General features: G+C 71.0%; 21 protein-coding genes. 12 read left to right on the forward strand and 9 right to left on the reverse strand.

Features of this window, described 5'->3' with window-relative positions; genetic code table 11:
• Nucleotides 1-40 precede the first annotated feature (40 nt).
• The 4 genes from N1F89_RS17115 to N1F89_RS17130 all read right to left on the reverse strand — a co-directional run bounded on the left by N1F89_RS17115 (nt 41) and on the right by N1F89_RS17130 (nt 5,911).
• Nucleotides 41-1,390: a substrate-binding protein gene (locus N1F89_RS17115; protein ID WP_290085543.1), complete on the reverse strand. Its 1,350-nt coding sequence runs from the start codon at nt 1,388-1,390 to the stop codon at nt 41-43.
• A gap of 434 nt (nt 1,391-1,824) precedes the next feature.
• Nucleotides 1,825-4,614, reverse strand: coding sequence for an excinuclease ABC subunit UvrB (gene uvrB / locus N1F89_RS17120; protein WP_290085544.1), 2,790 nt, complete (start codon nt 4,612-4,614; stop codon nt 1,825-1,827).
• A gap of 87 nt (nt 4,615-4,701) precedes the next feature.
• Nucleotides 4,702-5,370 carry a class I SAM-dependent methyltransferase gene (locus tag N1F89_RS17125; protein WP_290085545.1) on the reverse strand — a complete coding sequence of 223 codons (669 nt, stop codon included), beginning with the start codon at nt 5,368-5,370 and terminating at the stop codon, nt 4,702-4,704.
• The gene (locus N1F89_RS17130) at nt 5,348-5,911 is read right to left on the reverse strand and encodes a histidine phosphatase family protein (protein ID WP_290085546.1); all 564 of its coding nucleotides are present in this window, start codon (nt 5,909-5,911) and stop codon (nt 5,348-5,350) included. The genes N1F89_RS17125 and N1F89_RS17130 overlap by 23 nt, the downstream gene beginning before the upstream one ends.
• Nucleotides 5,912-6,154: 243 nt before the next feature.
• Between N1F89_RS17130 and N1F89_RS17135 the strand changes: the two genes are divergently transcribed.
• The 3 genes from N1F89_RS17135 to N1F89_RS17145 all read left to right on the forward strand — a co-directional run bounded on the left by N1F89_RS17135 (nt 6,155) and on the right by N1F89_RS17145 (nt 7,773).
• On the forward strand, nt 6,155-6,367 hold the full coding sequence (locus tag N1F89_RS17135; RefSeq protein WP_290085548.1) for a cold-shock protein: 213 nt from the start codon (nt 6,155-6,157) through the stop codon (nt 6,365-6,367).
• Nucleotides 6,368-6,727: 360 nt separating this feature from the next.
• Nucleotides 6,728-6,940, forward strand: a complete 213-nt coding sequence (locus tag N1F89_RS17140; protein WP_290085550.1) for a cold-shock protein — start codon at nt 6,728-6,730, stop codon at nt 6,938-6,940.
• A gap of 398 nt (nt 6,941-7,338) precedes the next feature.
• Nucleotides 7,339-7,773, forward strand: coding sequence for a BA14K family protein (locus tag N1F89_RS17145; RefSeq protein ID WP_290085552.1), 435 nt, complete (start codon nt 7,339-7,341; stop codon nt 7,771-7,773).
• 16 nt (nt 7,774-7,789) lie between these two features.
• On the opposite strand, the gene N1F89_RS17150 is transcribed toward N1F89_RS17145, so the two are convergent.
• Together N1F89_RS17150 and N1F89_RS17155 are read right to left on the reverse strand one after the other, a co-directional pair.
• Nucleotides 7,790-8,431 (reverse strand): MBL fold metallo-hydrolase, encoded by a 642-nt coding sequence (locus N1F89_RS17150; protein ID WP_290085555.1) that lies wholly within the window; start codon nt 8,429-8,431, stop codon nt 7,790-7,792.
• Between the two features lie 199 nt (nt 8,432-8,630).
• Nucleotides 8,631-9,524 carry a branched-chain amino acid aminotransferase gene (locus N1F89_RS17155; protein ID WP_290085557.1) on the reverse strand — a complete coding sequence of 298 codons (894 nt, stop codon included), beginning with the start codon at nt 9,522-9,524 and terminating at the stop codon, nt 8,631-8,633.
• A 228-nt stretch (nt 9,525-9,752) separates the two neighbouring features.
• Here N1F89_RS17155 and N1F89_RS17160 point away from each other — a divergent pair, with 228 nt between their 5' ends.
• The 3 genes from N1F89_RS17160 to N1F89_RS17170 all read left to right on the forward strand — a co-directional run bounded on the left by N1F89_RS17160 (nt 9,753) and on the right by N1F89_RS17170 (nt 12,606).
• The gene (locus N1F89_RS17160; RefSeq protein ID WP_290085558.1) at nt 9,753-10,280 is read left to right on the forward strand and encodes a MarR family transcriptional regulator; all 528 of its coding nucleotides are present in this window, start codon (nt 9,753-9,755) and stop codon (nt 10,278-10,280) included.
• Nucleotides 10,280-11,002, forward strand: a complete 723-nt coding sequence (locus N1F89_RS17165) for a response regulator transcription factor (RefSeq protein WP_290085560.1) — start codon at nt 10,280-10,282, stop codon at nt 11,000-11,002. Before N1F89_RS17160 ends, N1F89_RS17165 begins: the two co-directional genes overlap by 1 nt.
• Before the next feature lie 191 nt (nt 11,003-11,193).
• Nucleotides 11,194-12,606: an ATP-binding protein gene (locus tag N1F89_RS17170; RefSeq protein WP_354670336.1), complete on the forward strand. Its 1,413-nt coding sequence runs from the start codon at nt 11,194-11,196 to the stop codon at nt 12,604-12,606.
• A 36-nt stretch (nt 12,607-12,642) separates the two neighbouring features.
• Here N1F89_RS17170 and N1F89_RS17175 read toward each other — a convergent pair whose 3' ends face one another.
• From N1F89_RS17175 to N1F89_RS17185, 3 genes are all read right to left on the reverse strand, one after another.
• Nucleotides 12,643-12,996, reverse strand: coding sequence for a tRNA-binding protein (locus N1F89_RS17175; RefSeq protein ID WP_290085562.1), 354 nt, complete (start codon nt 12,994-12,996; stop codon nt 12,643-12,645).
• Nucleotides 12,997-13,003: 7 nt separating this feature from the next.
• Nucleotides 13,004-13,504, reverse strand: a complete 501-nt coding sequence (locus tag N1F89_RS17180; RefSeq protein WP_290085564.1) for a YbjN domain-containing protein — start codon at nt 13,502-13,504, stop codon at nt 13,004-13,006.
• A gap of 326 nt (nt 13,505-13,830) precedes the next feature.
• Complete coding sequence (locus tag N1F89_RS17185) at nt 13,831-14,136, reverse strand: accessory factor UbiK family protein (RefSeq protein WP_290085567.1); 306 nt, start codon at nt 14,134-14,136, stop codon at nt 13,831-13,833.
• Between the two features lie 138 nt (nt 14,137-14,274).
• Between N1F89_RS17185 and lgt the strand changes: the two genes are divergently transcribed.
• The 6 genes from lgt (at nt 14,275) to N1F89_RS17215 (ending at nt 19,939) form a co-directional block, all read left to right on the forward strand.
• Complete coding sequence (gene lgt / locus N1F89_RS17190) at nt 14,275-15,123, forward strand: prolipoprotein diacylglyceryl transferase (RefSeq protein ID WP_290085569.1); 849 nt, start codon at nt 14,275-14,277, stop codon at nt 15,121-15,123.
• The gene (locus tag N1F89_RS17195) at nt 15,120-16,193 is read left to right on the forward strand and encodes a class I SAM-dependent methyltransferase (RefSeq protein WP_290085571.1); all 1,074 of its coding nucleotides are present in this window, start codon (nt 15,120-15,122) and stop codon (nt 16,191-16,193) included. Before lgt ends, N1F89_RS17195 begins: the two co-directional genes overlap by 4 nt.
• Before the next feature lie 127 nt (nt 16,194-16,320).
• Nucleotides 16,321-17,115, forward strand: coding sequence for a peptidoglycan editing factor PgeF (gene pgeF, locus N1F89_RS17200; RefSeq protein WP_290085573.1), 795 nt, complete (start codon nt 16,321-16,323; stop codon nt 17,113-17,115).
• Complete coding sequence (locus N1F89_RS17205; RefSeq protein WP_290085576.1) at nt 17,115-18,266, forward strand: Xaa-Pro peptidase family protein; 1,152 nt, start codon at nt 17,115-17,117, stop codon at nt 18,264-18,266. Before pgeF ends, N1F89_RS17205 begins: the two co-directional genes overlap by 1 nt.
• 49 nt (nt 18,267-18,315) lie before the next feature.
• Nucleotides 18,316-18,855 (forward strand): hypothetical protein, encoded by a 540-nt coding sequence (locus N1F89_RS17210; protein ID WP_290085577.1) that lies wholly within the window; start codon nt 18,316-18,318, stop codon nt 18,853-18,855.
• 151 nt (nt 18,856-19,006) lie between these two features.
• Nucleotides 19,007-19,939 carry a ribose-phosphate pyrophosphokinase gene (locus tag N1F89_RS17215; protein ID WP_290085578.1) on the forward strand — a complete coding sequence of 311 codons (933 nt, stop codon included), beginning with the start codon at nt 19,007-19,009 and terminating at the stop codon, nt 19,937-19,939.
• Nucleotides 19,940-20,161: the final 222 nt, after the last annotated feature.

Below are 20,161 nucleotides of genomic sequence, written 5' to 3' on the forward strand. Positions count from 1 at the left end.
CCGCAGCCCGTGCGGCCGGCCGCCGGTGTCGGCGTCGACGTCAGGCTTCGCCGTCGTTGTAGGGGCCGAGCTCGCCGCCGAGCAGCTCCGGCGGGTACTCGACCTGGGCGCGCGGCGTCACCTCGACGACCTCGAGCAGGTCGAACTTCGACTGCGGGTTCTCCTTGCCCTGCACGACCAGCACGTCCTTGAAGCACTGGTGGTCGGCGGCGCGATAGGTGGTCGGGCCGTTGCCCAGCCCGTCGAACTCGAAGCCCTCGAGCGCCTTGCCGACCGCGCTCGGCCGGAAGGTGCCGGCGCGCTGGCAGGCGTCGGCGTAGAGGATCGCCTGGGCGTAGCAGGTGTGCGCGGCCTGCGAGGGCGGGAAGCCGTACTTCTCGCCGAACGACTTGACGAACGCCTTGGAGCCCTCGTCCTCGAGCGACCAGTGCCAGTTGGTCGAGCCGAAGATGCCCTTGACGTTCTCGCCGGCGCCCTGCGCCATCAGGCGCGAGTAGAGCGGCACCACGATGACGAAGTCCTTGCCGTTGACCTGCTTGTCGCGCAGGCCGAACTGCACGGCCTGGGTCAGCGAGTTGACCATGTCCTTGCCGTAGTGGTTGAGCACCAGCACGTCGGCGCCGGAGTTGAGCACCGGCGTGATGTACTGCGAGAAGTCGCCGGCGCCGAGCGGCGTGCGCACCGCCGAGACGGTCTCCCAGCCGAGCTGCTCGGTGTATTTCTTGATCGATTCTTCCTGCGACCAGCCCCAGGTGTAGTCGGCCGTCAGGTGGTAGGCGCGGCGCTCGGTGCCGTAGGCGTTCTTCAGCACGGGAGCGAGCGCGGCGCCGGTCATCTCGGTGTTGAAGAAGTGGCGGAAGCCGTTGGCGCGCTTGTCCTTGCCGGTGGTGTCGTTGGAGTGGGTCAGGCCGGCCATGAAGATGACGCCGGCCTCCTGGCACAGGCCCTGCACGGCGATGGCGACGCCCGACGAGGAGCCGCCGGTGATCATGATGGCGCCGTCGTTCTCGATCATGCGCTTGGCCGAGGCGCGCGCGGCGTCCGACTTGGTCTGCGTGTCGCCGGTCACGAAGGCGACCTTCTTGCCGTTGATGCCCTTGCCCTCCAGCGCCTTCGACGAGAAGGTGCCGAGCATGCCGCCGTCGCCCTCGCCGTTGAGGTGTTCGACGGCCAGCTCGTAGGCGCGCAGCTCGTCGGCGCCCTCGTCGGCATAGGCGCCCGTCTGGGGCACGTTGAAGCCGAGCGTGACGGTGTCGCCCTTGGGCGCGTTGCGGTAATTCTCGCTCTGGGCGAGCGCGCCGCGCGTGAAGAAGTAGGGCGTGCTGAGGCCGACCAGTCCGGCGGCGCCGTATTTCAGCGCCGTTCGGCGTGTCACGTCTCTCCTGCTCATCGATTTTCCTCCCAGAAATGTCGAGCGTTGCCCGGCAACGAGGCGCCGCGGCAGCCGCGGCGGACCCTTGCGGGGAGCCCAAGTCTTAGGTTGATCCCGCAAGCCCCACAATTCGCCTTTGTGACTAGACGCCCGGCCGGGCCGGGCACGAGCGACCGTCCGTCGGGTCAAGCGGTTTCCCGCGGCTTGCCGTCCTCCGATGTTGCCATCGGGGGCGGGCGGCCGCTTTCGCGTCGTGACGACGAGGGGGTTGGCGCCGGCTTGTCTGCAGCCTGTCGCCCGGTTCCCGTCCTTCCGACAGGCTCAGCATGACCTGATTTGGGCGTAGGCAGGCCTCGCAGCCGGCATCGTGCGCACCACACAGAAGCCGCGCGGCGGTCCGCCCTCCCCGCGCGGGGAGATGCCGGTGCAGTATGTGGCCGCGCCGGGGCGTGTCAGCGGCCGGGGCGGCCGCTCTTCTTCGGGCGGCGAGTGCGCTGGCGCTCTTCGGCCGGGTCCTCGTAGGAGCCGAGGCCGATGCGGCCGCGCCTGACCGGGCCGGTCTCCTCGCCGGGTTCCGGCTTCCTCGGCGGCGCCTTGCCCGCCGGCTTCTCGGTGCGGCCGACGGTCATCTCGTCGAGCGTGTTCTTGCGGAACAGCGAGCGCTCGCCGGCCGGCGTCGCGTGCGCGCCGCTGCCGCCCATGTCGTCGAGCGCCGGCTTGGCGAACAGGCTCTTGCCCTCGCCGGCCGGCCGGCCTTTGCCCTTCGCCGCCGCGCGCCGGCTCGCCTGCGTGTTGGCGACGCCGGCGTCGCGCGCCAGCGGGTCGTCCATCACCGCCAGCTCGGTCTCGCGCAGCCGCTTGATCTCGTCGCGCAGCCGTGCGGCGCGCTCGAAGTCGAGATCGGCGGCCGCGTCGCGCATCTCCTTTTCCAGATGCTCGAGATGGGCGGCGAGATTGTTGCCGACCAGCGCGCCGGACCCGGCCGCCGCCGGCAGCTCGCTGCGCACGTGGTCGCGCTCGTAGACCGAATCGAGAATGTCGGAGATGCGCGCCTTGACGCTTTCCGGCGTGATGCCGTGCTCGGCGTTCCAGGCAAGCTGCTTCTCGCGCCGCCGCCCGGTCTCCTCCATGGCGCGCCGCATCGAGCCGGTCACCGTGTCGGCGTAGAGGATGACGCGGCCGTCGACGTTGCGCGCCGCCCGGCCGATGGTCTGCACCAGCGAGGTCTCCGAGCGCAGGAAGCCCTCCTTGTCGGCGTCGAGGATGGCGACGAAGCCGCATTCGGGGATGTCGAGGCCCTCGCGCAGCAGGTTGATGCCGACCAGGCAGTCGAAGGCGCCGAGCCTGAGGTCGCGGATGATCTCGATGCGCTCCAGCGTGTCGATGTCGGAATGCATGTAGCGCACGCGGATGCCCTGCTCGTGCAGGTATTCCGTCAGGTCCTCGGCCATGCGCTTGGTGAGCACCGTGACCAGCGTGCGGTAGCCGGCCGCCGCCGTGGCGCGGATCTCGCCCAGCACGTCGTCGACCTGGCTCTTGGCCGGGCGCACCTCGACCGGCGGGTCGACCAGCCCGGTCGGCCGGATGACCTGCTCGGCGAACACGCCGCCCGACTGGTCGAGCTCCCAGCCGCCCGGCGTCGCCGAGACCGCCACGCTGAGCGGCCGCATGGCGTCCCACTCCTCGAAGCGCAGCGGCCGGTTGTCCATGCACGACGGCAGCCGGAAGCCGTATTCGGCGAGCGTCGCCTTGCGCCGGAAGTCGCCGCGATACATGCCGCCGATCTGCGGGATCGTCACGTGGCTCTCGTCGACGAACAGCAGCGCGTTGTCGGGGATGTACTCGAACAGCGTCGGCGGCGGCTCGCCCGGCCGGCGTCCGGTCAGGTAGCGCGAGTAGTTCTCGATGCCGGCGCACGAGCCGGTCGCCTCGAGCATCTCGAGGTCGAAGCGGGTGCGCTGCTCGAGGCGCTGCGCCTCCAGCAGCCGGCCCGCCTTCTCCAGCTCGGCCAGCCGCGTCTTGAGCTCGGCGTTGATGCCCTTGATCGCCTGGTTGAGCGTCGGGCGCGGCGTCACGTAGTGCGAGTTGGCGTAGATCTTCACCGACTTCAGCGCGTCGGTCTTCTTGCCGGTCAGCGGGTCGAACTCGGTGATGCCGTCGATCTCGTCGCCGAACAGCGAGATGCGCCAGGCGCGGTCCTCCAGGTGGGCGGGGAAGATCTCGATGGTGTCGCCGCGCACGCGGAAGGAGCCGCGCACGAAGTTGGCGTCCTGCCGCTTGTACTGCTGCGCCACCAGGTCGGCGAGAAGCTGGCGCTGGTCGAGCCGGTCGCCGACCGCCATCTGGAAGGTCATCGCCGTATAGGTCTCGACCGAGCCGATGCCGTAGATGCACGACACCGAGGCGACGATGATGACGTCGTCGCGCTCCAGCAGCGCCCGCGTGGCGGAGTGGCGCATGCGGTCGATCTGCTCGTTGATCGACGATTCCTTCTCGATGTAGGTGTCCGAGCGCGGCACATAGGCCTCGGGCTGGTAGTAGTCGTAGTAGGAGACGAAATACTCCACCGCGTTGTCGGGGAAGAAGTTCCTGAACTCCGAATAGAGCTGCGCGGCCAGCGTCTTGTTGGGCGCCAGGATGACCGCCGGGCGCTGCGTCTCCTCGATCACCTTGGCCATGGTGAAGGTCTTGCCCGAGCCGGTGACGCCGAGCAGCACCTGGGTGCGCTCGTGCTCGTTGACGCCGGCGACCAGGTCGGCGATCGCCGTCGGCTGATCGCCGGCCGGCTTGTAGTCGGTCACCATCTTCAGCGGCACGCCGCCTTCCGACTTCTCCGGCCGCGGCGGGCGGTGCGGCGTCCAGCCCTGCTTGACGTTCGGGTCGCCGCCCTCGATCAGCCGCGACAGCGCCGCCACGGTGGCGGTGACGCCGGACGGCGCGAGACGCTCGGCCTCCTCGAGCGACACGTCGAGCCCGGCGACCGGGTTGAGGCCGGCCGCCGCGCGCTCGCGCGCGCTCGCCGCGCCGCCCATCGAGGTGCCGCGCGCCGTCTTGCCCGGCGCGGCCGACCGCTCCGGCACCTTGCGCGCGGGCTTGCGCGCCGGCGGCCGGTCCTCGGCCGCGCGGGCGATCGCGTCGGCCCAGTCGGACACCGGACCGGAAAGCGGCGTGCCGGAGATCTCGGGCTGCGGCGCCTCGGCGAAGCCGTCGCGCCGGGCGGACTTGGAAGGGGATCTGGCCATGCCGCGAATATGGCGACCCCGGCCGCCGAAGGAAAGGGGCCGCGGCCGCGGCCGGCCGACGGCGCGGCGGCTGCTGACAGCAGGCTGTCAGGAGACGGCGCGGCGCGCCACCAGGAACGGCCGGAGATCGCGCCCGCGGCTGCCGTGCCGGCCGCGCTCGACGACCGCGAATCCGGCCGCCGCCAGCTCGCGCTCCAGCCCCGCCGCGGTGACGAAGGTGACGCGCGGGGCGAGCCGCGCCAGCCGCAGCGCCGGCACCAGGAGGCGGAACACGGGCGAGACGTCGCCGAGGCACGGCGTCTTGGAGATGAACAGGCCGCCCGGCCTGACGAGGCGCGCCACGCGGGCCAGCGCCGCCGGCACGTCGCCGCAAAGATGCAGCGCGTTGAAGGCGAGCACCGCGTCGTAGGCGCCGGGCGCGCCCGGCGCGTCGTCGAGCGTCGCCTTCTCGAAGGCGGGCACGACGGCGCTACCGGCCGCGGCCGCCTTGTCGCGCGCGATGGCGATCATCGCGCCGGAGATGTCGGTGGCGAGGTAGCGCCCGACATGCGGCGCCAGCGCGAGCGCGGTCGTGCCGGTGCCGCAGCCGATCTCCAGCACCCGGTCGCCGGCGCCCAGCCAGTGGCGCGTGCGCGCCAGCGTCTGCGCGTAGCCCGCCGCGTCGCGCACCGCCAGCCGCGCATAGCGCCGCGCCATGCGGTCCCAGAAGCGCTCGTCCCTCGCGCTGAAGCGGCTATCCGCGGTGCCGTGCGCCATGCCTGCGTCCCTCGTTGCGTTGCGTATCCAGCGCCTTCGGCCGGACGAAGTCGGTCAGCCGTGCCGCGCCCGCCGCGAGCTCGGCCCAGGCGCCGTCGAACAGCAGCCGGGCGACCGCGGCCGTGGGAAACTTGTGCCGCAGCGCGGCCAGCGCCGCGGCGTCGGACCGCGGCCCGGCGAGCGCCGCGGCGAACGCCTCCAGCCCCGGATTGTGGCCGACGACGATCAGCCGGCGGGTGCCGGCCGGCGTCGCGCGCAACGTCGCCAGCAGCGTGTCGGGCGCCGCCATGTAGAGCGCCGGCACGAAGTCGGGCTCCGGCGCCGCCGGGCCGAGCTCCGGCGAAACGAGCGCCCAGGTCTCGTGCGCCCGCCGCGCCGGCGAGACCACGGCCCGGTCGGGCAGCCAGCCGCGCGCCGCCATGGCGCGCCCCATCAGCGGCGCGGCGTGCCGGCCGCGCGGCGCGAGCGGCCGCTCGCGGTCGGCCAGGCCCGGCGCGTCCCAGCTCGACTTGGCATGGCGAAGCAGAAGCAGTTCCGGCACCCGCGCCCCCCGTTGCGAGGCGCGAGACTGCCACGGTGCGGACCGCGCGTCACCGGTCTTGGCGATTGCCGCCTTGTTTCGGCCGCGGTTTCGTGTCACAGTCATCAGGTTCGGGTGGTTGCCGACCCGGAGACTGGACGCGTTTTTTGGACGACCCCTTTCCCCGACATCGTGAACTCTCGACGCAGCGAAACCGTGCGCACTGCACGGACGCGTTTGACCAACGGGACTAAGGAGTTTCCCATGGCGCAAGACGGCACCGTCAAATTCTTCAACGCTTCCAAGGGCTTCGGCTTCATCACGCCGGACGCCGGCGGCAAGGATGTGTTCGTGCACATCTCCGCCGTCGAGGCCTCGGGCATGCACACCCTGGTCGACGGCCAGAAGGTGAGCTTCGAGACCGAGCCCGACCGCATGGGCAAGGGCCCGAAGGCGGTCAACCTGTCGGCCGCCTGAGGCGCCGGCGTCGCGGCCCGCCCGCCGGGCCGTACAGTGTTCGATCGAGGGCGCGGTGCTTCGGCACCGCGCCTTTCTTTTTGTGCTTGCGGGCGACCGCCGGCGGACAAAGTTTCCGCTTGCCCACCTCAAGAAAATGCACCACACTTTCTTCCGTTCGGGCATTTGCCGGCCCGGAGACTGGAATGGAATGCCCCGGAGGCAGCAAGTTGGCCCGGCAACCGGGACGCTCGCGCAAGAGAGGGTTTCGGCAAGACCCTTAAGGCAACGCCGAACGTTTCTTCTCCCCCAGTAAACGACCGAGACAACCGAGGGCGCAACTTGCCCTCACGCCGCAGACCGGGAGACCAGGAGCTACTCATGCCGCAGAGCGGAACCGTGAAATTCTTCAACCATGCCAAGGGTTTCGGCTTCATCACGCCGGACGAGGGGCAAAAGGACGTGTTCGTCCACATCTCCGCCGTTCAGGCCTCCGGCCTGCCGGGCCTCGAGGACGGCCAGAAGGTCAGCTTCGACACCGAGCCGGACCGCCGCGGCAAGGGCCCCAAGGCCGTCAATCTGCAGATTCTCTAGAGCGTTTCCAGGCGAAGCGGACACCGCTTCGCCGTCCGGAAACGCGTCAGAACGATAACTTGGAGCCGATCTGCGATTCCGTGAAAAGCAGATCGGCTCCAAACCGTTTCCAGGCGAAGCGGACACCGCTTCGCCGTCGCGAGACGCCGAACGACGACAGGCCGGAGCCGCTCCGCGTGCCCGTGCGAACGCGGAGCGGCTCCGCAGCACTCCGGCAGCCGGCTGGCTGTCACATGCGCCGGGCGGGCGACCGCCGGCCGGCCGCAACTTCCGGCCCCGCGCAGCGCGCGGGGCTTTTTTCGTGCCGCCGCGGCCGTTCGTTCAGCCTGCGTTCAGCCGCGCGAGCCTAGCTCATCGGTGACCCGCCGCGCCCCGAGCGGCCGCAAGGAGACCCGCCGATGACACGCCTGCTGAGATCCCTCGTCCTGTCGGCCGCCGTGGCGGCCACGACGCTGGCCGCCACCGCGCAGCCGCAGGCCGGCGAGCGCCACCGCGGCTGGCACCGGCCGCCCCCGGTCGCGCAGGACCGGGGCGACGACCTGCTCGCCGCCGGCATTCTGGGCTTCGCCGCCGGCGCGGCGGTGGCCGCCATCCTGGCACAGCAGGAGCGCCCCCGGCCGGTCTACCGCAATCCCTACCGGCAACCGCGGCCGAGTGCGGAGCGACACTACTTCCCGCCGGCGCCGGGCCGCCACGCGGCCGCTCCGGGCCATTCCGCCGAGCCCTGGTCGCGCGCCTGGGAGCGGCGCTGCGCGCGGCGCCATCCCGGCTTCGATCCGGCGAGCGGCACCTATGCCGGCGCCGACGGCCGGCGCTACTTCTGCCGCGGCTGAGCCGGCCCGGGACGGCTCACACCAGGAACGGGTTGGACCGCCGCTCCTCGCCGAAGCGGCCGCCCGGCCCGTGACCGCACAGGAAGCCGACGTCGTCGCCGAGCGGCAGCAGCTTGTCCTTGATCGAGCGGATCAGCGCCTCGTGGTCGCCGCCCGGCAGGTCGGTGCGGCCGATCGAGCCGTGGAACAGCACGTCGCCGACATGGGCGAAGCGCGCCGCGCGGTGGAAAAACACCACATGGCCCGGCGCGTGGCCCGGGCAGTGCAGCACCTCGAAGACGTGGTCGCCGAACGACACCGTCTCGCCGTCGGCCAGAAAGCGGTCGGGCGTCACATTGCGCACCGGCTCGGCGAGCCCGAACATGCGCGCCTGGTCTTCCAGATTGGCGAGCATCGGGCCGTCGGCCTCGTGCGGGCCGAGAATGTCGACGCCGAGCGCCTCCTTCAGCTCCATCGCGCCGCCGGCATGGTCGATGTGGCCGTGCGTCAGCCAGATCGCCGCGACGGAAATGCCGTTCTTGTCGATCGCCTTGCGGATGCGCGCCACCTCGCCGCCCGGATCGACGACGACGCCGACCTTGTCCGTCGCGTCGAACAGGATGGTGCAGTTCTGCTGGAACGGCGTCACCGGAATGACGCCGGCCTTCAATTCGCCCATGGCTTGCCTCGTGATCTCGCTACCGCGCCGCGCGCACGACCGACGCCGCAGACCGTTGCGACGCGCCCTGCCAGGACCGCCGCGGCCTTCGTGCCGATACGCTCAGGCTTCGGGCATAAAGCGATGCGCGCCGCGGGTCCACCCGGCACGCCGCCCGCGCGGGCGGAGCGGCGGCGGGAGCCGGGACGGCAGGCCGCGGCTACTCGGCGGCGATCGCCTGGCGCGGACGCACCGCGGCCGCGTAGTCGTTCATCAGGACGCGGGCGATCTCGCCGACCTCGAAGCCGTACGGGCCGATCTCGGAGACCGGCGTCACCTCGGCCGCCGTGCCGGTCAGGAAGCACTGCTCGAAGTCGGCCATCTCCTCCGGCATGATGGTGCGCTCGACCACCTCGATGCCGCGCCGCTCGGCCAGCTCGATCACCGTGCGTCGCGTGATGCCGTCGAGGAAGCAGTCCGGCGTCGGCGTGTGCAGCCGGCCATCCTTGACGAAGAAGACGTTGGCGCCGGTCGCCTCGGCGACACGGCCGCGCCAGTCGAGCATCAGCGCATCGGCGTAGCCCTTGGCCTCCGCGGCGTGCTTCGACAGGGTGCAGATCATGTAGAGGCCCGCCGCCTTCGACTTCGACGGCGCGGTGCGCGGATCGGGCCGGCGGTACTCGGCCATGTCGAGGCGAATGCCCTTGAGCCGCTGCTCGGGATCGAAATAGCTCGGCCACTGCCAGATGGCGATCGCCAGGTTGATGCGGTTGTTCTGCGCCGACACGCCCATCATCTCGCTGCCGCGCCAGGCGATCGGCCGCACATAGGCGTCCTGAAAGCCCTGCCGGGCGAGCAGGTCGCGGCAGGCGGCGTCGATCTCCGCCACGCTCCACGGGATGCGGAAGCCGAGCAGGCGTGCCGATTCGTGCAGCCGCTCGGTGTGCTCGGTCAACTTGAAGATCTCGCCGCCATAGGCGCGCTCGCCCTCGAACACCGCGCTGGCATAGTGCAGCCCGTGCGTCAGCACATGCACCTTGGCCTCGGACCACTTGACGAACTCGCCATTCATCCAGATGAAGCCGTCAAGCTGGTCGAAGGGAACCGATGCCATGTCCTGTCTCCCGCGGTTCGTGGGTTGCGCCGGATCGTCCGTGCGGCGGCCGAAAGGCGGTCCGGGCGCGCCAAGCTCCGGTCGCGGCGACGCGGGCTTGAAGGAAGTTCCGGAAAGTCCGCTTCGGGGCGCCTTTTCGTTCGCAATTCGCCGCAAAGCTTGCCAAAAATTACCAGTCGCCCCAAATTATGTCAATATGACTGACATAAATTCCAGGGCCGAAGCCCGATGAACGGCCAGCAGGCAGACGAGGCGGTCAGGACGGCGCTGTCCGCGGAGGAGGAGGGCATCGACTTCGCCCTCATCGAGCTGCTGTTCTTCGCCTATCGCGACTTCACGTCCGACCCCGACGTCATCCTGGCCGACTACGGCTTCGGCCGGGCGCATCACCGGGTGCTGCATTTCGTCAACCGCCGCCCCGGCCTCACCGTGGCCGAGCTGCTCGAGGTGCTGCGCATCACCAAGCAGAGCCTGGCGCGCGTGCTCAAGCAGCTCATCGACGCCGGCCATGTGGTCCAGGTGCAGGGTCCGCGCGACCGGCGCCAGCGCGAGCTCTACCCGACCGCCAAGGGCCGCGCGCTGGCGCTCGCCCTCGCCCTGCCACAGTCCCGCCGCATCCGTGCGGCACTTGAGGAGGCCGGGCCGGCCGACCGCGCGGCGATCGAGCGCTTCCTGAAGGCGATGGTCGACCCCGATCTGCGGCCGCAGATCGACAAGCGGCCACGGGCCGGCGGCGGGGGCCGAGAGGGCAAATGATGAGCGAAGCCTTGGCGACGGCGCGCGAGGGCGCGACACCTTCGGACGACGCACCGCACCTGCTCGTCGTCGACGACGACACCCGCATCCGCACGCTGCTCAAGCGCTTCTTGAGCGAGCACGGCTTCCGCATCACCGTCGCCGGCACGGCCGCCGAGGCGCGGCGCAAGCTCGGCGGGCTCGACTTCGACCTGATCGTGCTCGACGTGATGATGCCGGGCGAGAACGGCGTCGACCTGACCCGCGCGCTGCGCGACCGGCGCGAGGTGCCGATCCTGATGCTCACGGCGCTGTCGGAGACCGACAGCCGCATCGCCGGGCTGGAGGCGGGCGCCGACGACTATCTGGCCAAGCCGTTCGACCCGCGCGAGCTGGTCCTCAGGATCAACAACATCCTGCGCCGCGGCGGACCGCAGACGCCGCCGCGCCTCGAGCAGATCGTCTTCGGCCCCTACACCTTCCAGATCGCGCGCCGCGAGCTGAAGCGCGGCGGCAAGGTGCTCAAGCTCACCGACCGCGAGCAGGAGATCATGGCGATCTTCGCCGAGCGCGCCGGCGAGACGATCCCGCGCCATGAGCTGGTCGGCGGCGAGGCCGAGGTCGGCGAGCGCACCGTCGACGTGCAGATCAACCGGCTGCGCCGCAAGATCGAGCGCGACCCCTCGAACCCCGTCTGGCTGCAGACGGTGCGCGGCGTCGGCTACCGGCTGAGCGTCGAGTAGCGCCCCCGCCTCCAGCGCCGAGCCGTCCTTGTGGTCCGCTGCCGGCCGGGGACTCCGTTTCGCGCAACGGGCATCATGGTTTATCGTACCGGCCGCGCGCGATCCCTGCGGCGGCAGCGGCCGCGCTTTGCAGGATCGGGCGCGAGACGGGCAGCAACAAGGGCGCCGCGCGGGGCGGCGACGACAGGCGCATGGCGAGTTCGGACCTCCCCTCCCCGGCCTGGAGCCGGAGCTTCCTGCGGGTCGGCCGCCTGGCGGCGGCGGTGCGCCGCCAGTGGCGCCGCTTCTGGCGCGTGGTGTCGCGCTACATGCCCAAGCGGCTCTACGCGCGCTCGCTGATCATCGTCATCGCGCCGATGCTGCTCCTGCAGTCGGTCATCGCCTTCGTCTTCATGGAGCGTCACTGGCAGACCGTCACCCAGCGCCTCAGCCAGGCGGTGACGCGCGACATCGCCGCCATCATCGACATGATCGAGACCTATCCGCAGGATTCCGACCATGCCGAGGTCATCCGCATCGCCCAGGAGCGGCTGGCGCTGAAGATCGACATCCTGCCGCCCGATCCGCTGCCCGCGCCGGGGCCGAAGCCGTTCTTCTCCATCCTCGACCAGACGCTGAGCGAGGAGATCACCCGGCAGATCAACCGGCCGTTCTGGATCGACACGGTCGGCGCCTCGAACATCGTCGAGATCCGCATCCGGCTCGACGACAGCGTGCTGCGCGTCTTCGCCCGGCGCAGCCAGGCCTACGCCTCGAACACGCACATCTTCCTGCTGTGGATGGTCGGCACCTCGCTGGTGCTGCTGGCCATCGCCATCGCCTTCCTGCGCAACCAGATCCGGCCGATCCTGCAGCTCGCCGAGGCCGCCGACAGCTTCGGCAAGGGCCGGCCGATGCCGCGCGACTTCTCGCCGCGCGGCGCGGAGGAGGTGCGCCGCGCCGGCACCGCCTTCATGCTGATGCGCGAGCGCATCGAGCGCCAGATCGAGCAGCGCACGGCGATGCTGACCGGCGTCAGCCACGACCTGCGCACCATCCTGACGCGCTTCAAGCTGCAGCTCGCGCTGGCCGGCTCGAAGGCCGACAAGGAGGCGCTCGACCAGGACATCGCCGACATGCAGTCGATGCTCGAGGGCTATCTCGCCTTCGCCCGCGGCGAGGCGTCGGAGGACCCCGGCCTGTTCGATCTCGCCGCCTTTCTCGACAAGCTGGCCGAGGAGGCACGGCTGCGCAAGCGCAAGCTGTCGACCGCGCTGTCGGGCGAGCCGGTCGTGCATGTGCGGCCGAACGCCTTCAGCCGGCTGCTGTCGAACCTGGTGGAAAACGCCTTCCGCTATGCCGGCCGCGTCGCGGTCGACGTGCGCCACCGCGACGGCATGCTGCGCGTGACGGTCGACGACGACGGCCCGGGCATCCCGGCGGAGCGGCGCGAGGAGGTCTTCAAGCCCTTCGTGCGGCTCGACACCGCGCGCAACCAGGACGAGAGCGGCACCGGCCTCGGCCTGTCGATCGCCCGCGACATCGCGCGCAGCCACGGCGGCGACATCACGCTGGAGGACAGCCCGCTGGGCGGCCTGCGCGCCGTGGTTCGGGTGCCGGCGTAGCCGATCGGCCGCGGCCGCGCGCCGGCCGCCGGCGTCTCAGTGCAGCCTGGCGCCGTCGGGCACCGGCTTGTCGACGGCCGCCAGCACCACGTCGCCCGCCGCGTCGGCGAAGCCGAGCGTGAGCACCTCGGACATGAACTTGCCGATCTGGCGCGGCGGGAAGTTGACCACCGCCAGCACCTGGCGACCGAGCAGCGCCTCGGGCGTGTAGTGCCGGGTGATCTGCGCCGACGTCTTCTTCACGCCGATCTCCGGCCCGAAGTCGACCGTCAGCTTGACCGCCGGCTTGCGCGCCTCGGGAAACGGCTGCGCCTCGACGACCGTGCCGACGCGGATGTCGACCCGGTCGAAATCGGCGTAGACGATCTCCGGCTTGGCCGCCCCGCTCATCGCCGCCTCACGCCGTGCCGGCGGTTTCGAACAGCACGCTCGACAGCGCCTGGCGCGCGCTGCAGCCCGACCAGACGACGAGCTGGAAGGCCTGGAAGTAGCACTCGCAGGCCTCCAGCGCACTCGACAGGAGCACCTCGACCTGCGCGCTCGTCGGCTCCGCGCCGCCGGCCAGAAGCAGCGTCTGGCGGAACATCACCGCGCCTTCCTGCTCCCACAGGTCGAAATGCCCGAACAGCATCTGCTCGTTGATCAGCGACAGGAGCCGCATCACCTCGAGCACGCGGTTTTCCGGCACCTTGATGTCGAAGGCGCAGGCCAGATGCAGCGCCTCGAAATCCTCCATCCAGGAGAACGAGACGTGGTAGTCGGTCCAGCTTCCCGCGACGGAGATGCCGATCTCGTCGTCGCAGCTGCGCTCATAGGCCCAGTCGTTCGCATGCGCGACATGCTCGATCACGTCCACCGGGTGGGCGTCGCGCGCAATATCGATCTCAAGAAGGCTCATGAAGGCGAAATCCCATATTCTGGAGCGCACAAAAAGCGCCCATGCGTGCGGCACACGCGGTCAGTTCGAAACGCGACGAGGGGCGCGCAGATAGGAGGCCAGACGCAGGACAAGAGGCCGGGCCCGCCGCCGCCCGGCGCATGATCCGTCTCGAATCATGCAGCAAATTCAGTCTATTGATGACGAGTCGCGAGACCAGCCCCTTTTTTGCGGAGCGCCGCATTCGCATGTGGATAGCCGTTCACGGCCCGATTCACCGGTGGCTGCTAAGCGATTCAGCAACAACGGCTTTTGCCGCTCGCGGCAGGCCCGGGCGCCGGTGCGAATTATTTCTTGCCGCGCGTCCGTCCGGCCGGCTTCGCGCCCGTCGCGCCGGCCTCGCGCTCGGCCAGCGCCGCCTCCAGCGCCTCGACGCGCGCGGCCAGCCGCGCGTTCTCCTCGCGCGCCTTGACGACCATGTCGCGCACCGCGTCGAACTCCTCGCGCTGCACGACCTCCATCGAGTTGAGCACGCGCTCGGCCTGGGTGCGGAAGACCGTCTCCATCTCCCGGCGCACGCCCTGCGCCGCGCCGGCGGCGTCGGTCATCAGCTTGGCGAACTCGTCGAGCAGGCGATTCGGTCCGTTGGTCATGGCGCGCAACCTCGCTGTGTCCCAAAGCACCTAGTGGCCCGGGGCGGCGAATGCAAGGCGCATGCGGCGCCGCGCGCCTTGACCTTGCCGGGACCGGCACGCATAGCATGCCCTCCTCCCGCCCCGAGGAGCTTTCCCTTGACCGATCTTCTGCTGGTGCCGCTGGCCGCCCTGCCCTTCCCCGACATCGACCCGGTGATCCTGCGGCTCGGCCCGCTGGCCGTCCACTGGTACGGCCTCGGCTACGTCGTCGGCATCCTATTCGCCTGGTGGTATGCGCGCCGGCTCGTCTCCACGCCGCGGCTGTGGGCCGGCGAGAGCCCGCCGATGACGCCGGCCGATCTCGACGACTTCGTGCTGTGGGCGGCGGTCGGCATCGTGCTCGGCGGCCGTCTCGGCTACGTGCTGTTCTACGATCTCGAACGCTACCTGTCCGAGCCGCTCGCCGTCTTCGCGCTGTGGCAGGGCGGCATGTCGTTCCACGGCGGCCTCCTCGGCACCATCCTCGCCATGGTGCTGTTCGCCCGCGCCCGCGGCATCGCCACCTGGAGCCTGCTCGACACGGTGGCCGCCGGCGTTCCCGTCGGGCTCGGCCTGGTGCGCGTGGCCAACTTCATCAATGCCGAGCTGTGGGGCCGGCCGACCGACATGCCCTGGGGCATCGTCTTTCCCGGCGCCGGGCCACTGCCGCGCCATCCGAGCCAGCTCTACGAGGCCGCGCTCGAGGGTCTGGTACTGTTCGTCGTGCTGCGCGTGCTCACCCACCGCCGCCTGCGCCTGAAGACGCCGGGCTTCGTCGGCGGCGCCTTCGTCGCCGGCTACGGCCTGGCGCGCATCACCGTCGAGTTCTTCCGCGAGCCCGACGCCCATATCGGCTATCTCGCCGGCGGCTGGCTGACCATGGGCATGCTGCTGTCGCTGCCCATGGTGCTCGCCGGGCTGTGGGCGATGGCGGCGGCCGGACCGGCGCGCGACCAGCGCGCATGACCGCGCTCGCCGATCGCATCGCCCGGCTGATCGCAGCCGGCGGGCCGCTGTCGGTGGCCGACTACATGGCGCTCTGCCTGGCCGACCCCGAGCACGGCTACTACATGACGCGCGAGCCCTTCGGCACGGCCGGCGACTTCACCACCGCGCCGGAGGTCAGCCAGATGTTCGGCGAGCTGGTCGGCGTGTGGCTCTACGCCGCCTGGCAGGCCGACGGCCGGCCGGCCGCGCCGGTGATCGCCGAGATCGGCCCCGGCCGCGGCACGCTGATGAAGGACGTGCTGCGCACGCTCGCCCGGCTCGACCCCGCGCTCATCGAAGCGGCCCGCTTCGCGCTGGTCGAGACGAGCCCGCGGCTTGTGGCGGTGCAGCGCGCCACGCTCGCCGGCGCGGCCGCCACGCCGCAATGGGTGGCGACGCCGGCCGCGCTGCCCGCGGGACCGCTGTTCCTGGTCGGCAACGAGCTGTTCGACGCCTTGCCGGTGCGCCAGTACGTCAAGACCGGCGCGGGCTGGCGCGAGCGCGTGGTGGCGCTCGACGAGGCGGGCGCGCTGTGCTTCCGCGCCGGCCCCGGCGCCCCCGATCCGGCGCTGCTGCCGCCCGGCGCCGCGGCGGCCCCGCCCGGCGCGATCGCCGAGATCGCCCCAGCGCGCAGCGCCCTGATGGCCGCGATCGCCGAACGCATCGCCGCTGCGGGCGGCGCGGCGCTGTTCTTCGACTACGGCCATCTCGAGCCCGGCCTCGGCGACACGCTGCAGGCGCTGCGCGAGCACGCCCACGACGACCCGCTCGCCCATCCCGGCGCGGCCGACCTGACGGCGCATGTCGACTTCGCCGCGCTCGCCGCGGAGGCGTGCCGGGCTGGGCTCGAGGCCCGGCTGATGAGCCAGGCCGACTTCCTGCTCGGCATGGGGCTGGCCGAGCGCGCCGGCCGGCTCGGCGCCGGCCGGACACCGGACGAGCAGGCGCGGCTGGCCGGCGAGGTCGAGCGGCTGGCCGGCGCCGCGGCGATGGGCACGCTGTTCAAGGCGCTGATCGTCCACCGGCCGGGCCGCGTGCTGGCGCCGTGACGGCCGCGCGGAACGGGCGAAGGCGGCGTCGTGGCGCGGCGCGGCGGCGAGCCGGGACGGTGCATTGACTCGGCCCCGGCGCTGCCTCACCATCGCCGCGCGAGAGGACAACAGCACAAGGCGGCGTATGCTGGACACATCGAGACCGAAGCCCCTTCGGTCCGCCCTGTTCGATGGCGCCGCCGCGGCCGGGGTGCGCCACGGCTTCTTCACCCGCGAGGGAGGGCTCTCGCAGGGCCTTTACGGCGGGCTGAATGTCGGGCTCGGCTCGGCCGACGACGCCGCGACGGTGCGCGAGAACCGGGCCCGCGTCGCCGCTGCGCTGGGCGTCGCGCCCGAGCGGCTGGTCACGCTGCATCAGGTGCACTCGCCGGACGTCGTCACGCTGACGGCGCCGCCCGGCGCCGCGCGGCCGAAGGCCGACGCGCTGGTCACCGACCGGCCGGGCCTGGCGCTCGGCGTGCTGACGGCCGACTGTGCGCCGGTGCTGTTCGCCGACCGCGAGGCCGGCATCATCGGCGCCGCCCATGCCGGCTGGAAGGGCGCGCTCGCCGGCGTGCTCGAGGCGACGGTCGCCGCGATGGAGCGGCTCGGCGCCGCGCGCGGCCGGCTGCGCGCCGTCGTCGGCCCGACGATCAGCCAGACGCATTACGAGGTCGGTCCGGAGTTCCGCGATGCGGTGCTGGCCGACGACGCGCGCGCCGAGCGCCATTTCGCGCCGGCCGAGCGCCCCGGCCACCACCGCTTCGACCTGCCCGCCTATGCCTGCGACCGGCTGGCGGCGGCCGGCGTCGCCTGCGCCGCGCTGCCCGACTGCACCTACGCCGACGAGAACCGGTTCTACTCCTATCGCCGCGCCACCCATCGCGGCGAGCCCGACTACGGACGACAGGTCTCCGCGATCGTTCTGGAGGAGCGCTGATGGCTTTGCATTTCGACCGGGCCGAATACGATTCGCGCCGCGACCGGCTGATCCTCGAGATGGAGGAGAAGAAGCTCGACGCCATGCTGCTGTTCGCCCAGGAGAGCATGTACTGGCTGACCGGCTTCGACACCTTCGGCTTCTGCTTCTTCCAGTGCCTGGTGGTGAAGGCCGACGGCACCATGGTGCTGCTCGCCCGCTCGGCCGACATGCGCCAGGCGCGCCACACCTCGACGATCGAGGACATCGTCGTGTGGACCGACCGCGACGGCGCCAACCCGGCGGCCGAGCTGCGCAACCTGCTCAACGATCTCGACCTGCTCGGCGCGCGCATCGGCGTCGAGTACGACACGCACGGCCTGACCGGCCACGAGGCGCGCCGGCTCGACGAGCAGCTCCAGACCTTCGGCAAGATCGAGGACGCCTCGCGGCTGGTCAGCGGCCTGCGGCTGCTGAAGAGCCCGGCCGAGATCCAGAAGGTGCGCAAGGCCGCCACGCTGGCCGACGAGGCGCTCGACGCGGCGCTGCCGCTCATCAAGCAGGGCGGCGACGAGGCGGCGATTCTTGCCGCCATGCAGGGCGCCGTGTTCGCCGGCGGCGGCGACTATCCGGCCAACGAGTTCGTCATCGGCTCCGGCCAGGACGCGCTGCTGTGCCGCTACAAGGCCGGCCGCCGCAAGCTGACCAAGAACGACCAGCTCACGCTCGAATGGGCCGGCGTCTACCACCACTACCACTGCGCGATGATGCAGACCGTGCTGGTCGGCAAGGTGTCGAAGCGCCACCAGGAGCTCTTCGAGGCGGCGCGCGAGGCGCTGCTGGCGGTCGAGAAGGCGATGACGCCCGGCAACACCTTCGGCGACGTGTTCGACGCCCATGCCCGCGTCATGGAGGCGCACGGCCTGACCAAGCACCGACTCAACGCCTGCGGCTATTCGCTGGGCGCGCGCTTCGCGCCGTCCTGGATGGACCCGCCGATGTTCTATTCCGGCAACGGCGAGCCGATCGCACCCGACATGTCGCTGTTCGCGCACATGATCATCATGGATTCCGACAGCGGCACGGCGATGTCGCTCGGCCGCACCTATCTGACGACGGAGGCGGCGCCCAAGCCGCTGTCGCGCCACGATCTCGACTTGATCGTGCGCTGAATTCGGTGTTCGAAGGGAGGCACCGCCCGGGTCACCGTGGGAGGGCTCGATGGGACGTTTGGCATACAGGCTCGCGCCGCTGATGGTGGCCGGCGCGCTGGCCGGCTGCAGCAGCACGGGCTCCGGTCTCGACGTGACGGGGCTCGACCCCGCGGCGGGCAACCCCGCCACCGACCCTGCCGTGAGCGCGCTGGCACCGGCCGAGACGCCGCAGGTCGCCGCCGCGCCCGGCGCGCCGAGCGTGCGCTTCGCGCCGGTGGTCGGCGCCACGGTCGAGGCCAGCGAGCCGCTGTCGCGCCAGCTCGCCGCGCGCGCCCGCGAGCGCGGCATCGGCGTGAGCCGCGACAGCGCCGACTACGAGCTCAAGGGCTACTTCTCGGCGATCTCGGAGAACGGCAGCACCACCGTCATCTATGTCTGGGACGTGCTCGACGGGGCCGGCAACCGGGTGCACCGCATCCAGGGCCAGCAGCGGGCGCCGGGCGGCGCGGCCGACGGCTGGTCGAGCGTCGACGCGGCCACCATGCAGGCGATCGCCGACCGCACGATCGACGAATTGTCGGCGTGGTCGGCGAGCCGCCAGGGCTGAGCGCGCGGCCGGCGCTAACGGTTTGTTGGGAATTGCCGTCGCTTTTGCGACGACGACGCTTGCATTAGCGGCGTGCCCGGCTAAAAGCCCCACCTATCGCGCTCGGGTCGCGCCGCCGGCCCGTCCTTGGGGATGTCGCCGGGAATCATCGATGAAGCTCTTCGCGGGCAATTCCAACCGGGCACTGGCCGAGGCCGTTGCCCGCTACCTCAACGTTCCGCTCGGCCGCGGCACCGTCAGACGCTTCGCCGACCAGGAAATCTTCGTGGAAATCCAGGAGAACGTGCGCGGCGAGGACGTCTTCGTCCTGCAGTCGACCTCCTATCCCGCGAACGACCACCTGATGGAGCTGCTGATCATGATCGACGCCTTCCGTCGGTCGTCGGCGCGGCGCATCACGGCGGTGATCCCCTATTTCGGCTACGCCCGGCAGGACCGCCGCACCTCCGGCCGCACGCCGATCTCGGCCAAGCTGGTGGCCAACCTGATCACCCAGGCCGGCGCCGACCGGGTGCTCACCCTCGACCTGCACGCCGGCCAGATCCAGGGCTTCTTCGACATCCCGACCGACAACCTGTTCGCCGTGCCGGTGATGGCGCGCGACATCAAGTCGAAATACGACCTGGTCAACGTCATGGTGGTGTCGCCCGACGTCGGCGGCGTGGTGCGCGCGCGCTCGCTCGCCAAGCGGCTCGACGCGCCGCTCGCCATCGTCGACAAGCGGCGCGACCGGCCGGGCGAATCCGAGGTCATGAACGTGATCGGCGACGTGCACGGCCGCGACTGCATCCTGGTCGACGACATCGTCGATTCCGGCGGCACGCTGTGCAACGCGGCCGACGCGCTGCTGGTCAACGGCGCGACCAGCGTCACCGCCTACATCACCCATGGCGTGCTGTCGGGCGGCGCGGGCGCGCGCATCGCCGGCTCCAAGCTCAAGGAGCTGGTGGTCACCGATTCGATCCACGCCAACGCCTCGGTCGAGGCCGCGCACAACATCCGCGTCATCTCGATCGCCGACCTGATCGGCGAGGCGATCTCGCGCACCGCCTCCGAGGAATCGGTGTCCAGCCTGTTCAACTGAGCGGGCGCGCGAGCCCGCGCGCTCCGAAGCGTTTCCAGGCGAAGTGGAAACCGCTTCGCCGTCCGGAAAACGCGCCAAGACAACACCTTGGAGCCCAATCTGCGATTCCGTGAAGAGCAGAACGGCTCTATAGCGTTTCCAGGCGAAGTGGAAACCGGTTCGCCGTTCGGAAACGCGGGAAAACAATGAGTTAGAGCCGGTCTGCGATTCCGTGAAACGCAG

Origin of the sequence: Aquibium sp. A9E412 (genome assembly GCF_030398335.1) — a bacterium.
GTDB lineage: Bacteria > Pseudomonadota > Alphaproteobacteria > Rhizobiales > Rhizobiaceae > A9E412.